Origin of the sequence: Rhizobium sp. SYY.PMSO (assembly GCF_046840415.1) — a bacterium.
Taxonomy (GTDB): domain Bacteria; phylum Pseudomonadota; class Alphaproteobacteria; order Rhizobiales; family Rhizobiaceae; genus Rhizobium.
In genome coordinates this window covers 1-13447 of the sequence record NZ_CP177350.1, presented here as the reverse complement: position 1 = coordinate 13447, position 13447 = coordinate 1, and the positions used below count along the sequence as shown (strand labels likewise).

Here is a 13447-nt window from a genome sequence, read left to right as displayed (position 1 = left end):
ATCATGTCATTGCCCCAGATCAACTTGAGCCCACCCTTCAACATCACAAGAACGAGCCATGTTTGCCTGGAGGTATGCGACCTCGCTGCGAGCCGGCTGTTTTACGAACAGGTGATCGGCCTTGTGGTCACGGCCGAGGAAGACAACGTCCTTTACCTGAGGGGCGTCGAGGAAGCCTGCCACCACAGTCTCGTACTTCGACAGGTCAGTGGCGAGACACGATGCACGCGAATCGGAATGCGCGTGCTGACGGAAGAGGATTTGGACAAGGCCCACGCCTATTTCTCAAAACAGGGATGTGAAGTGCAATGGGTCGATGTCGCACATCAGGGCCGGACGCTCGATATGATCGACACGTCCGGGATCCCCCTGCAGCTCTGCGCACGTATGCCGGTGGAACCGCGTCAGATTACGTCGTTTCACAATCACCGCGGTGGCGTGGCGCTACGGCTCGACCACTACCAGATCCTCGTTCCGGACCTTCGCAAAGCACTCAACGCCTACATGGATCTGGGGTTCTGGTTGACGGAGTATGTCGGGCCTGACGATGAAAATGTTCGGGCTGTTTTCCTGCAGCGAAAGGGCAATCCGCACGACATCGTCTTCTTCAATGGCGACGGTCCACGACTTCACCACTTCGCGTTCATGACGACCGAAACACAAAATCTGCTGCGCGCCTGCGATGTCGCTGGAGAACTCGGCTTCGGCCGCGGAGTCGAGCGTGGACCTGGGCGACATGGCCCAGGTCACGCCTTGTTCGTCTATTTCCGTGATCCCGACGGTCACCGTGTCGAACTTTTCAACACACACTACCAGGTTCTCGATCTTGAGAATGAACCGGTCCGCTGGGATCCCAATGATCCGGCCGTCGCCTTCCCATGGGGAATGCCCGCGCGCAAACGCTGGTTCGAGGAGGCAACGCTGTTTCGAGACGGTGCGGTCAAGGAAACGCCGAACAGGCCGAACCCCATGACTCTGGAGCGCTATCTTGAAGAATGATTTGATGTTGGACCGGAAGGGAATCGGTCGATAGTAGATAATCAATCAATGATCGATTATCCTCCCATCCGAATGTGAAATCAGAACAAAAGGCGATGAGCATATGAAAGTCGTAGCCACTTCGGTGACCGAGGAAGACTCTGAAGGCAAAGTTAAAGAGACTCTTGCCTCCTCGATTTACGACACGCTTCGGCAGGATATCCTCACCCTTGCTCTTCCGGCTGACGCCAAGCTCAACATTCGATTGTTGTCGGATAGATTTGGCGTCGGTCTCAGCCCCGTGCGCGAGGCGCTTAGCCGCCTTTCGATGGAAAGTCTCGTAACGCAGACCGATCATCGCGGTTTCAAGGTCGCCGCCCTCTCGGTCGCCGACCTTCACGATCTCTTCCACGCACGTATTTCGATTGACAGCATGGCGCTCCGCCAGTCGATAGAGGCACAGGACATAGCCTGGGAGGAACAGTTGCTTCTCGCCTACCATCGTCTGTCGCGAACGCCTCGGGCGGCAAGCGAAGACAATCGGCTTCGAAGCCATGAATGGGAGGAAGTGCACAGACGCTTTCATGTCGCGCTTGTGGCTGGCTGCGGTTCGCGATGGCTGGTCAACATCAGTGGACAGTTGTTCGAAGCTGGAGAGCGATATAGGCACGTCGCCCGCCTGGCAGGCAAATCGCGCGTGAAGGAAGACGAGCACAAGGCAATCACTGATGCTGCTCTGGCGCATGATGTCGATCTTGCGACAAGCCTGCTGGCAGCTCACTACCGGAAAACCGCTGAACTGGCCGAGTTGTCCCTGACCGGCAAATCATAGCCCGCTTCAGCCCAGCCAAATCGAGTTATGGAATGGTTCACGATGTCTGTATCATCGGCGGCGGCATCGTTGGTCTTGCCACGGCAATGGCCGTGCTGGAAAAGCGCCCCGGCGCAAGCGTGGTGCTTCTTGAGAAAGAAGCAGCTCTTGCAATTCATCAAACCGGCCACAATAGCGGTGTCATACATGCCGGCATCTACTACGCGCCAGGGAGCCTCAAAGCTCGATTGTGCCGGCAAGGCGCCGAGGCGATCAAATCCTTCTGCAGTGAGACCGGCGTTCCTTTTGAAGAGTGCGGAAAGCTCGTCGTCGCAACGAACGAACTCGAGCACCAGCGCCTGAAGGGTCTTGCAGACCGCGCCAAGGCCAACGGTATTCGTATCGACTGGCTTGATCGGGAAGCATTGCTTGAGCGGGAGCCGATGGTCGACGGTGTTGCCGCAATTCTTGTGCACGCCACGGGCATTGTTGACTACAAGGCCATTTGCAAGGCGATGGGCGACCGTCTTGCGCAACAAGGAGTTCAAGTGGAACTCGGTATTGAGGTCTCCGGGATTCGAGAAACTGCCGATGCCGTTGAGATCACTGCCGGTGACCGGCACTGGCAAACACGGCAACTGATCGCGTGCGCGGGGCTTCAATCTGATCGCCTCGCACGGCTGGCGGGACTGAAAATCAATCATCAGATCATTCCGTTCCGCGGTGAATACTTCAAGCTTCCGGCGTCTCGAAACGGACTGGTGCAACACCTGATCTATCCCGTTCCCGACCCTGCCCTTCCATTCCTTGGGATCCATGTGACGAAGATGATTGACGGCAGCCTGACCGTCGGACCGAACGCAGTCCTTGGGATGGCACGCGAAGGATATAGGAAGTTCAGCGTGAACCTGCGTGACGTGACCGAATACGCTTCCTTCCCCGGTCTCTGGCGTCTTCTCTGGAACAACGCTGGATCCGCCGTGGCTGAACTTCGCGACTCGCTTTCCAAGAAGGCCTATCTCGATGCGTGCCGCAAATATTGCCCGTCACTTACCCTTGATGACCTCCACCCGACGGAGGCAGGCATTCGCGCCCAGGCCGTTATGCGTGATGGCCGCCTCGAGCACGATTTTCTGTTCCTGAAGACCGACAGAATGCTCCACGTCTGCAACGCACCATCGCCGGCTGCCACCTCCTCGATCCCGATTGGCCGAGACATCGTCGAGCGGTGCTTTCCAAGCCATTGGCAAGGAGGCAAATCGTGACTACGACAAGATTCATCGATGTCAAGAACGACGCGTCAGGGCGATCCCATTTAAAAGCGATCGAGGCCGTCGAACTTGTGCCAGGCCAGGACCTGGAGATCTGGCAGAGCTTCTCTATGCCCGCCAACGTTCCATTCTATCCGGCAGCAGGCGCCACGTTGTTTCGTTACTTCGTCTTGCCGGCGCCGGAAGACCACCTGCCGCCGGATGTCTGGACTGCCATAGCCAATCGGTTCTTCGCACAGAACAAGATCGAGCATTGCCGCATCGATAGCTCGCGCCATCCGCTGATGCATGCGACGCCGAGCGAAGACTGCGTCATGCTCCTTTCGGGCCGGGCGCAGCTCATTCTCGACGACGGACCGGCAATCGATCTTGTTCCGCTCGACGTGATCAGGCAACGCCAAACAAACCACAGTTGGGTCAACCTTGGTCCCGGCCCCGCCGTGTTTATCTCGTTGATGCACGGCGTCGATAAGCGCTGAACCATCGCGAAAGACAGCCATTCCAGCCGTCGGCGGCAGTTCGACGAATCGCAGCCGCCATCTGGTCGAATATCCAGTGACTGGTGCTTCTCTTTCTCTATCGCGTGCCGTCTTCTCAATGAGCGAAAGAGCATTGGATCATCGATCCAATCATCCGGTCGTCGCAGCAGGCATGTGACCGCCTGATGGAATTGGTCGGTGAAATACGCAACGGGTGCCGAACGCCCGAACAGAACGGAATTGGCGGCGCCTGCTGACGCCGCCAATTGACTCTAGTTACCGCTATCACCGATTACTTTTGAACCGTCACCTGCTTGCTGCCTCTGGCAAATACCAGCGCGGCAACAGCCAGAACGACCGCCGTGACCGCGGCGGCGAAGTAGATGAACCTCGGTGCTTCCGTCCCACCGATCGTCGTCACGAGTGACTGGAAGAATGGTGAGAGGATCACGCCCCCGCCGATGCCGGCCGTTACCACACCGAAAGCTGCATCGCGTTGGCTGGGCAGGATACGGTCCGAAGTCATTGCCAGAATGTGCGGCGTCAGAATGGCATTGCCCAACCCGACGATGAAGGCGCCGATCGACACGCCGACAACCGTGTCAACGCGCGAGAGCATGTAGTAACCAATAGCGTAGAGCAGGAAGGATGCCGGGATGGTGCGTGTTTTCAGCAGCTTGAGCAGTTCTGGATAGAAAGGACTAATCAGGAAGCAGGCCAAGCCTGGGAATGAGATAACGATGCCGATCATCCATGGTTCACCGACGTGCTCGGAGATCATGAAGATCGCAACCGTCGTTGTGATGATCGCCTGGATGGCGAAATTCACGCTCATGAATCCGAAGAGAACGAAGACCGATGTGGGCAGATTCTTGACCCCTCGCTTGCCGGTATCCTTCTGCGGAAGCGACGAAGGAAGTCCGATCACAGCGAAGAGTGCGATGACGAAGATGATGCCGAATGTGTAGAACGGATACTGCCAACCGTAGGCAAGCAGCGAGCCGCTGACGAGACTGGCGATCACATTCGCGACCATCGAAATCGATGAGGTCATGCCGAGCAATCTGCGTTGCGGCTCGCCTTCGAAGCGCTCGGTGATAATAGCGTTCGGAATGGGCGACACCAGACCAACGCCAACACCCGTCAGCAAACGCATAAGCAGTATGTGATTGATATCGTTGAGCCATGCCGGAAGCATGCCGGTAATGCCGTAGATCAGAAGTCCCGCAATCAGGATCACTTTACGATCGATAAATCGTGTAAGCACGCCGGAAATTGCACTGAAAATGATTGCCGTAATGAATGGCATGGTCATCACAAGCTTGACCTGAAGGTCAGTGGCTGCGGGGAAAGCTTGGACAATGCTTCCCAGAGCCGGTCCGATTGCGGACGCCTCAAATGTCCAGACCAGCGGGATCAAGAGAACGACGAAGATGTTGAAGCGCGAGAGTGTTTCCGCTCGCGTTGAATGTATGTCTATAGCCATGCGGCTCCTCCCACGGTTCAATCGCGGCCCCTCCGCCGCGGCAGCTCGATGAGGTTTGGGACATGCCGAAACCCTTCGATCGGTTATATCGCAAATATTTTGTATAGATCGATTATTTATACGTCAAATACTTTTGATCGATTATCTATAGGTACGGCAAATGACCATCGTAGACACTCGCGAGAGCAAGATGCCCCTTGAGGAGAACGAGCGGCTCGGTTCGTTAGGATGGCGATCCCGCAATAACAAATAGTTCGGGTGATAAATGCTCTCGAAGAGAACCAAGCTGATAACTTCTTGATAGCTACGCGCGAGTCTTCAAAAGACAATGATCTGAGAGAGCACCATTAGCGTTGGAGTTCGATGGTTGGCATATAATGGGGGCACCTCGCCGGTTAGGCGAGGCGGATGCTGCCAAATGAGATCGCGGAATACTACGCGATCGTGGGGATCAGCTCTCCGATCGACTCTTTCACATCGCCGTAGAACATTCGGGTGTTTTCCTTGAAGGCCTACTCGGCCCGAAGCTGATGAGGTGGAACGGCCCTTCTCAAACGGGATCAAGTGCCTAACGTGGTCGTGTTGATAAGCCACAAGGAAGAAGGACCACTTCATGAAGAAGATTACCAAAATTGGACTCGATATAGCCATAAAAGATTGAAATCCCTGCCATCGTCACGCGCATAAATGGCCTGCTGATTGCAGAAGCAGACGCATCCAGTTCCCTAGAAGCGTATTCAATCCCAGCTTTGAAAGGACTGTATTGGTAGCCCGAGGGCATGTCGTTCTGGAAGCTCATGACAATGACCCGCGTGTCGGTGACCAGCGGTGGGGTATGGGTAACTTCACCCGCCGGCGAAACAAGCGAATTTGGGAATATTGAACGGCTTGTCATTAAATAATGCCGAGCTGAGGCGAGATTATAACAATGAAGGATTGGAACAATGGGCGCCCTCCCCACGGCACTACTGCCTACCGTTGGAAGGTCCGCCCTGGAAAGCCGCTCACCGGCATCGCCTGAGATTTGAAGCCCTGTAAAATCCTGGGATACAATTGCAGAAGCGAGCAACTCATCCGCATGGAGCGCATCTTGGTTCGCCCGAACCAAGATGCTTGGGAAAGCTACGCGGACAAGGACCTTACTTTGGTAATAGTCTGGCTCGACGGTCGAACCGGCCTGTATTCCAGCCCCACCGATCCACTATAGCCGTTCTCGAACAGCCAATTCAGTCGATCGCTCAGGTCAATCGTCCCTGATCCGGGCTCGTTGCGGCCCGGGCTATCAGCGATATGGACATGGAACACCTTGGCCATGTCAGGCCCGATTACCTCGGTATTCTCATCCATGACAGCCGAATGATAGATGTCGTAAACAATACCGATCTCCGGCCGGCCAGTCGCATTGGCGATGTCCAAAGCCTCTCGCGTCGAGGACAGGAAGTAACCGACGTGATCGATCCGCGTATTCAGTGGCTCGACACCGAGCCGCACCCCCGTTCCTGCGAGAACCTCACCAGCCTTTATCAATGTCTCGGTCAGTGCAGCACGTTGCTCGCTTCTTGCGATACCAACCAAATCATCTCCCGCCTGGGCAATCAGCGTACGCGCCTCAAGCCGTCTTGCCATCGCGGCGGACTCCCTCAGGCCCTTTAGTCTTCGAGCTTTTCTCGGCCAATGGTATTCGATGTCTATCGCGGGGCCATGCTTCTCTTCGGGATTGGCGCAGTGGCCCTCCCGGCATGGGATCAGTTGGAATGAAGGGGGCAACCTAAACAACGTCCTCATTTGTGTTGCCACAATGGATACGAGTCCCGGCACGCCCTCTCTTCATCCTCCGTCCCGCGAAGGACATTCATCCACCCGTGGCGGATCTTGTTATCGGTCGTTTCGCCCGCAACGGGCTTGTATCTTACATGACGGAGCAAGCCTCCTCCCGCATCCAGCGGAACTCACTGCCGTCAGACCATATTCTATGCATGACCACTGCCAACCTGCGGCCAAGGACAACGGTTGCTCTCTGTCGGCCCCGGCGTCTGGCGACATTCTTCGCCCAGGCCTTCAACCAGGACCACTTCTTCACGACGGTCAGCAAAACTTGCGCCGCTTCATAAAGCAATGTTCGCATCATCGGATCGCCACACAGAGAGACGCGGCCCACTCGACTGTCCTCACCGGATTGATGCAGGCGTGGAGTTAGCCCGAGAAAGGGACCCACGGCTTTCGAACTTCGGAAGCGGGCCGGAACGTCTATCGTGGCAGCGAAAGCCAGAGCGACAACAGGCCCAACACCCGGAACTGTCATCAGCCTTCTGCAAACAGCGTCATTCTTCGCAATAGACAACAGCCGTTCATGAAGCACGGTGAACTGCTTGCGAAGGTTCTGTCGTGCTACAAGAAGGGCATCCACTATGTCGCACAGTCCCGGCATGTCGCCGACGAGAACCCGGATGCGTTCCTCGAACTTGCCGGTGCCAACAATGCCAACCTTCAAGCCGAAGTTGCGCAACAGGCCACGGATATCGTTCTCGATAGCAATGGCCTTCTCCTGAAGCAGTTTACGTGCGGTCAGCAGGACGCGTCGCTTTTGGCTTGCCAACGTTTTGACATGGACCGGCCGAAAGAGATTGACACGCATCATCTGTGCGATGCCGCGAGCGTCGTTTCGGTCGGTCTTGTTAACCTGTGCTTTCAGGAACGCCTTCGCATGTCGTGTCTCGATGCAGATCGCCGGCAACCCAGCTTCCGCGAGGCCACTGAACAACTATTGCGACAACGGCCCCGCCTCAAGCCCAACCCGTGCGAAATTCCAGGAAGCGTCCGTTTCATCTACTATGCAAATGGAGGTCTCTTTGACAGAAACATCCAGTCCGGCAAAATGCTTCATGCTGCGCTTCCTTTCTGATGCTTGTGGCTGCTTCATACAGACCACGTCTATCATCAGCTTGAAGCGCAGCACCTCAACTTATCACCGCTAGAGGGGACGCCAGCCGAATATCCCATCTAAACAACTAGGGGCCGAAGTTCGCCATATTTGCGCCGCGATCGGTAAGGAATGCTGACGAAACAGGTCGAAAAAATCCAATGACAGGCGAAGAATTTTCCATCGCCGCCGAGAAACCTCACCTCCGTTAGGTCTACGTTCAGCAAAGCAGCGCACAACTATGATTTCTGGATCCGGCGCATGGCGGCCAAGCTTGTGGGGCAGGCAGGCCGTCGATGCCGCTCTTGCCGGCAGCGGCGCATTCGGATCTGAAATGTTTGACAGGAGATTCAATTCCGTGCGGTCGAAATATGCCCTCCGAAGCGTCGTCAAGATGCTCAGCCTTTGCTCTCTCGCCATCGTCCTTCCGGTAACATCGCAAGCTTTAGCCGCAGGGCGCCAGCCGGATATTCCAACCTGGCTGGCAGCCTATGTAGGCCAGGGCGAAGGCCAGATTGCCCAACCGATCCTGCAAAGAGCACGCGCTCTCTACATGCGTAAGGTAAGTGAGGGCAAAGTCAGAAATCCCTGCTATTTCGCGATGGACGCGACACGCCCCAACAATCCGGCCGACGGCAAATCGGCCGGTCGCTTCTATATCGTTTGTGAAGCGACGCAGACGTTCCGTGTCGTCTCGTCGGGCCACGGCAGCGGCCGTGATCTTAAAGGCGTTGTCGATTTCGGCAACGGGCGGATGTGCGCCAGAAACTTCGGCAATGCGATGGATTCGAACCTGACCATGGGCGGCTCCTACATGACGGAGGAAACCAAAACGAGCTTCAAGGGCTACTACCGGATCTCCCAGGCCAAGGACGCCGCCTTCCTTCGCACCTTCGTCCAGTTCGATGGCGAAGGCGAGACCGCGAATGCCCGCGCCCGGGCAATTGGCGGGCATGCCGCGGCCAAGGTCGCCGGCATATGCATGAAGAGGGATCCGCAGAGCCCCTATGCCAATCGGGAAGGATATGTACCGCTCGGAAAGCTGGTGGAGTATGCCGGAGGTCGCAGCGACGGCTGCACGAGCTGGTCTGCATCGGACGCGAACCAGATCATTTCCCTGGTGAAGGATAATCCGACAACCCTTTACATCTATCCGGAGTCGTCGGATATAAAGGCCGTCGCGAAGGCCGTGGCAGCCGGCCGCTCCCCTGCACAGTCGGGATTATACTGGAACGAGTCCTGCCTGAAGGAAATCGGTACGCCGAAGTTCTGGCCGAAGGAAACTCTCGAGCCGGTCATCGTTCAATACAAAAAGGACCATCCGGCACCGCCTGCGCGGCCGATACCGATCTGCGACCCGCAATAATATCCATCCGGGAAGCTGACAAGGACGTCCGGCCAGCGGCAATTCCGAACAGGATTGTCGCTGCCGTTAAATCCTTATCGCGTGCGTCTGCTTCATTCTTCGAGAGTGATCGCCGGAAGGTATGCAACGATGCGAACCGGGCTCGGAATCGAAAACATATGGACATTTGCCGGCAAAAACGGCATAAAACTGTAGTGTTCCTGCTTGGCGATTTCGCCTCCCATGGTTGGTCTGGTCATTTCGACCGTATTTTCTACCGCCGCTAGCAGATTGATTTCATTGAATTAAAATCGCACACAGAAGCTATTCCTTACTTTATTGCCGCTGGATCTACATGGCGTGAAATCTCGCGCATGACGAAAAAGTATGTTGGCATGCGCTAATGGTCTCAAAAGCCTTATGGATTGGGCGTCCGATCGTGTTTTACGCACAGGATAGAGCCGGTCTTCCACTAGGCTGTCGTCGGGCTACGCTGCTTTGCCGGCAGTGGGGGCCGTATGTGCCCGTAGAAGGCTCATGAGCATGGGGCCGATGGCGAATTCTCCTTTCTGCGTTCGGCGCGCCAGATGGCGGAGATAACCACCGGCAGAGTTGATATGGGGAGCCCTTTGAAGGATACAGGCGATTACGGTAGCTGTGTTTTCCGCTCCCATGACGGCGTGTGCCTCCTGATAGGCGCCTGGACTGATATCGAGCATTGACCTGACGACAAGCGAAGCGGAGAGTAGATCTCGCCAGCTTTGGATCGCACCTGTCGGTCCATAGGCGCTGATGTCCGGGCATGCGCGCAGCACGAGATCCAGGGGGAAGGATTTTACGCCTGTGTGCATCCCAGCGATAGCATCCGGATGACGGTGCTGAGGTACAGGCGACGTGGAACCAAAGTCTTCTGCGGCCTTTGCAGCCTCCACTCGATTTGGAGCTGCCGATGGAACGTCCATGTTCACGAATATCGGCACAGGCGATTTTGCTTTGGCTTCAGATTCAATTTGGGATTCGGAGTCTGAATTCTGTATGTGCCGCTCATTCTGATAGGGATTGCCGCTTATTTCTGTGGCTTTCATGTGTGTTTCCAATCGCTTGATAATTTCACCATGAAGGCGGCCGAGCTTGTTGAGGAGAGCTTCCAGTTCCGCTGCGGTGGGGGAGCGCGGAAGTCCATCGATGAGTGCGCGGAAACCCGTGTGGACGGTGTCCCAGGAGCCTTCGACCGCCTCTGCAACCGCAGTAGCGATCAACTTGGCGATGTCGCGCCGGTGAAGGCTGATGCGCTCGCGCAGATCCTGCATGTGAAGTCGCTCGGCCACGACCTGGGCGGCCAGACGCTCTATTTCTTCCCAGCGCGCAAGCAGTGGCGCCAATGAGAAGCCATAGGCCTCATTGAGGTCCCCTGCCCTGTTCCGGCGGGCATAGCGTTTGCCATTGGGGCTATCCCGGCGCACAAGAAGACCGGCGGCGATCAGCGCGGCTAGGTGGCGGCGGATCGTCTGCTCGGCCATGCCATGAGCTCGCAGAGACAATTGCTCGTTCGAGGGAAACACGATCAGGTTGACTTCATCCGAGAGTTCGCTCTTCGGATAGAAGCTCAACAGTGCATTAAGAACGGCGAGTGCCCGGTCCGTTACCCCTAGGAGAGGTTTGGCTTCGCAGAGTGCGCGATAAATTTTCCATTTGTCGACGGACCTGACCGGCTTGCCATGCTCCGCTCTTCTTTGAGCTGTCAACATGGCAAGCGTCATCGGCCGCCGCCCAAAAGGCGTCGTCACATATTCGGCTTCCATTTTCTTTCACCTACGTTGTGGCAAAAGAAATTTGCTCACCAAAACGATGCCAAAGACTCTTGACTGTGATTCGGGGAAGTGCGATTCTCGATTTGCTTAAGATCAGAGAAGGGCTTCCACGACTGCGTCGTTTGGGGGCCTTTTTCTTTTGCGGGCTACGTTTCCTTTCCTTGCTGAAACTCGTCGAAGAGAGATTGTAGTCTCTCCTGTACGAACTGATCGAAACCGGGCGCCGCTTTGCTGTCGAAAACGAAGGTGGCGCGTGCCGGTGTTCGCTTAAGTGTCACCGGAAGACCGGCTATGGATGATTGCGGAGCGGCTGCTTTGGCAGAGGCGGGCTTGCCCGTCGCCAGAACCAACGCTCGTTGAAAGCGCTCGTCGCTCGTCATTTTCCGATAGTGGTCCGCGGACAACTCCGCCACTATCGGCTCGGAGGCAACGCTATCGAGGCGTTCTCCGAGCTCGAGCCAGCGCCGGCGGCCGATTTCCGGCGCCGGGCCTATGACGCTGATGAGGGCGAGCGGCACTTGCCTGGTGACGATCAGCATCTTGGAAAGCGCTGCCTTGTCCACGCCAAGCGCCGCCATGATGACATCGCGGCCGAAGCCACGCTGCTCCAGGCGCAATGCAAACAAAGCACGCTCGATATAGGATAGATTGGTGCGGGCACTGTTTTCCTGGCCTTGGCTGACCACCAGCTGATCGTCGGTAAGCTGACGCACGACGGCGCGCACCTTGATGCCAAGCTCTCTTGCCGCTGCCAGGCGGCGGTGGCCATAGGCAACCTGAAACCGCTCCCTGGACTCCGGATGGGGGCGCACAAGAATCGGGACCTGCTGGCCGTGCTCGCGTATCTGCTCGATGAGCTGGCCGAGCTCGATGGGATCTATTTCGAGGCGATCGCTGACGAAAGATCCGTCGATAAGATCGGGGTCGATGTCGACGACCGTTTGGCCTTCCGCCAGCTGCCGTTCGAGATCGCTGGCCCGCTCGATCTTCTCCGTGATGTTTCCAAGCGTTCTGGTAATGCCGCCCACGGGGCCGGAGTTTCGTGCCTGCGGCAGGAAGCCGGCGATCGGGCGGCTGTCTTTTGCGACGGGCGTATCTGCACGCTCGTTATTCGGCGCCGAGATTTCGAGGAGATTTTTGCGCGCCATCTAGTTATTTCCTTCCCCAAGTCAGGCGGACATGCGTCTCGATCTCGCTGTTGACGAGATTGAGCGAATCCAGAGCGCGGTCATAGGTGCCTCTGGTGAACTGGGCACGATCGACCTCGTAAAGGGTTTGCTTGGTAACGCCGGCATCGGCAACAGCTGTGGACTTGACCATGGCGTTGCGAAGCATGCGATTGCCGAAAATCGCTCGCATGAAGCCGGTCATCTGGCTTTGCGGCCCGTCGTTGGGCTCGAAGCGGGTTACGAGATAACGCATCCAGTCGTAACTGGTGCGACCCCCTGCCCTTTCGACCACGGACATGAGTTCGCTGGTCATGGTCAGAAACTGCGACATCGACATGACGTCGAGCATTTGCGGATGAACGGTGATGAGGATCGATGTCGCGGCGCAAAGCGCGGACATCGTCAGAAAACCGAGCTGTGGCGGGCAATCGATGACCACCACGTCGTAAAAACTTTCGATTTCGGTGAGAACTTCGCCGATGCGGGCAAAGAACATCGTCTCGGCACGGCCGGCCGCCATTGCGCGCGGCGTCTCGTGCTCGAATTCCATGAGCTCGAGATTTCCGGGGATCAAATGCAGGTTCGGCGTATAGGTCGAGCGAACGATGTCGGTTATCGGGCGTGGCTGTTCATAGCGAATGGCGCCATAGAGCGTTTCATTCTCCCCGACATCGAGTTCGGGCTGATGGCCGAACAAGGCGGATAAGGATGCCTGCGGATCGAGATCGACGGCAAGCACGCGGTAGCCTCTCAGCGCCAGATACTGCGCGAGATGAGCCGCCGTGGTCGTCTTGCCCGAACCGCCCTTGAAATTCATGACCGAGATGATCTGCAGCTTTTCGGCCCCGCGGCGCCGGGGCACGTATTTGGGGGTTCCGTTCCGTTCGTCCAAAACCCTGCGGATGCGATCCATGTCCTCCGCCGCATATAGCCGCCGCCCGTTTGGCAGCGGGTCCGGTCCATGGCCTTCGGCTGCGATCTGGCGAAGATAGCCCTCTCCGATGCCGATGAAGGCAGCGGCCTCGGCGGGCGAAAACATCCGCATTGTTTTGCGGGATTGAGGCGGGAAGATCTTTGCCTGATGCTGCTGGAGCTGATAAGACAACTCCTGCGCGTCTGTTGCCAGAAGCGTTGGCAGGTGCTCTTGATCTTCTTGTAGCGCGAGGCTCGGCTGCAT

Annotated in this window: 11 protein-coding genes and 2 pseudogenes; 5 read left to right on the top strand and 8 right to left on the bottom strand. The window is 56.7% G+C overall.

Annotated features, from left to right (window positions below):
• Nucleotides 1-3 precede the first annotated feature (3 nt).
• The 4 genes from ACJJVH_RS18260 to ACJJVH_RS18245 all read left to right on the top strand — a co-directional run bounded on the left by ACJJVH_RS18260 (nucleotide 4) and on the right by ACJJVH_RS18245 (nucleotide 3539).
• Nucleotides 4-999: a VOC family protein gene (locus ACJJVH_RS18260; RefSeq protein WP_412065628.1), complete on the top strand. Its 996-nt coding sequence runs from the start codon at nucleotides 4-6 to the stop codon at nucleotides 997-999.
• A gap of 103 nt (nucleotides 1000-1102) precedes the next feature.
• Nucleotides 1103-1810, top strand: a complete 708-nt coding sequence (locus tag ACJJVH_RS18255) for a GntR family transcriptional regulator (protein WP_412065627.1) — start codon at nucleotides 1103-1105, stop codon at nucleotides 1808-1810.
• Nucleotides 1811-1842: 32 nt separating this feature from the next.
• A complete protein-coding gene (gene lhgO / locus ACJJVH_RS18250) occupies nucleotides 1843-3054 on the top strand; it encodes an L-2-hydroxyglutarate oxidase (protein WP_412065626.1) in 1212 nt (403 codons plus the stop codon).
• Nucleotides 3051-3539: a hypothetical protein gene (locus ACJJVH_RS18245; protein ID WP_412065625.1), complete on the top strand. Its 489-nt coding sequence runs from the start codon at nucleotides 3051-3053 to the stop codon at nucleotides 3537-3539. Before lhgO ends, ACJJVH_RS18245 begins: the two co-directional genes overlap by 4 nt.
• 292 nt (nucleotides 3540-3831) lie before the next feature.
• Here the strand turns inward: ACJJVH_RS18245 and ACJJVH_RS18240 are convergent, their stop codons facing one another.
• From ACJJVH_RS18240 to ACJJVH_RS18225, 4 genes and pseudogenes are all read right to left on the bottom strand, one after another.
• On the bottom strand, nucleotides 3832-5025 hold the full coding sequence (locus ACJJVH_RS18240; RefSeq protein ID WP_412065624.1) for an MFS transporter: 1194 nt from the start codon (nucleotides 5023-5025) through the stop codon (nucleotides 3832-3834).
• Nucleotides 5026-5593: 568 nt separating this feature from the next.
• The gene (locus ACJJVH_RS18235) at nucleotides 5594-5920 is read right to left on the bottom strand and encodes a hypothetical protein (RefSeq protein ID WP_412065623.1); all 327 of its coding nucleotides are present in this window, start codon (nucleotides 5918-5920) and stop codon (nucleotides 5594-5596) included.
• 227 nt (nucleotides 5921-6147) lie between these two features.
• Nucleotides 6148-6678: pseudogene (locus ACJJVH_RS18230) on the bottom strand (TIM barrel protein); the annotation flags it as partial.
• Between the two features lie 256 nt (nucleotides 6679-6934).
• Nucleotides 6935-7909: pseudogene (locus ACJJVH_RS18225) on the bottom strand (IS110 family transposase).
• A gap of 394 nt (nucleotides 7910-8303) precedes the next feature.
• Between ACJJVH_RS18225 and ACJJVH_RS18220 the strand changes: the two are divergent.
• Nucleotides 8304-9311, top strand: coding sequence for a hypothetical protein (locus tag ACJJVH_RS18220; protein WP_113393405.1), 1008 nt, complete (start codon nucleotides 8304-8306; stop codon nucleotides 9309-9311).
• Nucleotides 9312-9403: 92 nt separating this feature from the next.
• Here the strand turns inward: ACJJVH_RS18220 and ACJJVH_RS18215 are convergent, their stop codons facing one another.
• The 4 genes from ACJJVH_RS18215 to repA all read right to left on the bottom strand — a co-directional run bounded on the left by ACJJVH_RS18215 (nucleotide 9404) and on the right by repA (nucleotide 13447).
• On the bottom strand, nucleotides 9404-9550 hold the full coding sequence (locus ACJJVH_RS18215) for a hypothetical protein (protein ID WP_412065622.1): 147 nt from the start codon (nucleotides 9548-9550) through the stop codon (nucleotides 9404-9406).
• A gap of 228 nt (nucleotides 9551-9778) precedes the next feature.
• Nucleotides 9779-11092 carry a plasmid replication protein RepC gene (gene repC, locus ACJJVH_RS18210; protein WP_412065621.1) on the bottom strand — a complete coding sequence of 438 codons (1314 nt, stop codon included), beginning with the start codon at nucleotides 11090-11092 and terminating at the stop codon, nucleotides 9779-9781.
• Between the two features lie 155 nt (nucleotides 11093-11247).
• The gene (repB, locus tag ACJJVH_RS18205) at nucleotides 11248-12249 is read right to left on the bottom strand and encodes a plasmid partitioning protein RepB (protein ID WP_412065620.1); all 1002 of its coding nucleotides are present in this window, start codon (nucleotides 12247-12249) and stop codon (nucleotides 11248-11250) included.
• Nucleotides 12250-12253: 4 nt separating this feature from the next.
• The gene (gene repA, locus ACJJVH_RS18200) at nucleotides 12254-13447 is read right to left on the bottom strand and encodes a plasmid partitioning protein RepA (protein ID WP_412065619.1); all 1194 of its coding nucleotides are present in this window, start codon (nucleotides 13445-13447) and stop codon (nucleotides 12254-12256) included.

Excerpts from the sequence above, each read along its gene's own strand:
- ACJJVH_RS18260 (WP_412065628.1), top strand. The coding sequence starts at position 4 with ATGTCATTGCCCCAGATCAACTTGAGCCCACCCTTCAACATCACAAGA.
- ACJJVH_RS18255 (WP_412065627.1), top strand. The coding sequence starts at position 1,103 with ATGAAAGTCGTAGCCACTTCGGTGACCGAGGAAGACTCTGAAGGCAAA.
- lhgO (WP_412065626.1), top strand. The coding sequence starts at position 1,843 with ATGGTTCACGATGTCTGTATCATCGGCGGCGGCATCGTTGGTCTTGCC.
- ACJJVH_RS18240 (WP_412065624.1), bottom strand. The coding sequence starts at position 5,025 with ATGGCTATAGACATACATTCAACGCGAGCGGAAACACTCTCGCGCTTC.
- ACJJVH_RS18235 (WP_412065623.1), bottom strand. The coding sequence starts at position 5,920 with ATGACAAGCCGTTCAATATTCCCAAATTCGCTTGTTTCGCCGGCGGGT.
- ACJJVH_RS18215 (WP_412065622.1), bottom strand. The coding sequence starts at position 9,550 with ATGACCAGACCAACCATGGGAGGCGAAATCGCCAAGCAGGAACACTAC.
- repC (WP_412065621.1), bottom strand. The coding sequence starts at position 11,092 with ATGGAAGCCGAATATGTGACGACGCCTTTTGGGCGGCGGCCGATGACG.
- repB (WP_412065620.1), bottom strand. The coding sequence starts at position 12,249 with ATGGCGCGCAAAAATCTCCTCGAAATCTCGGCGCCGAATAACGAGCGT.
- repA (WP_412065619.1), bottom strand. The coding sequence starts at position 13,447 with ATGCAGCCGAGCCTCGCGCTACAAGAAGATCAAGAGCACCTGCCAACG.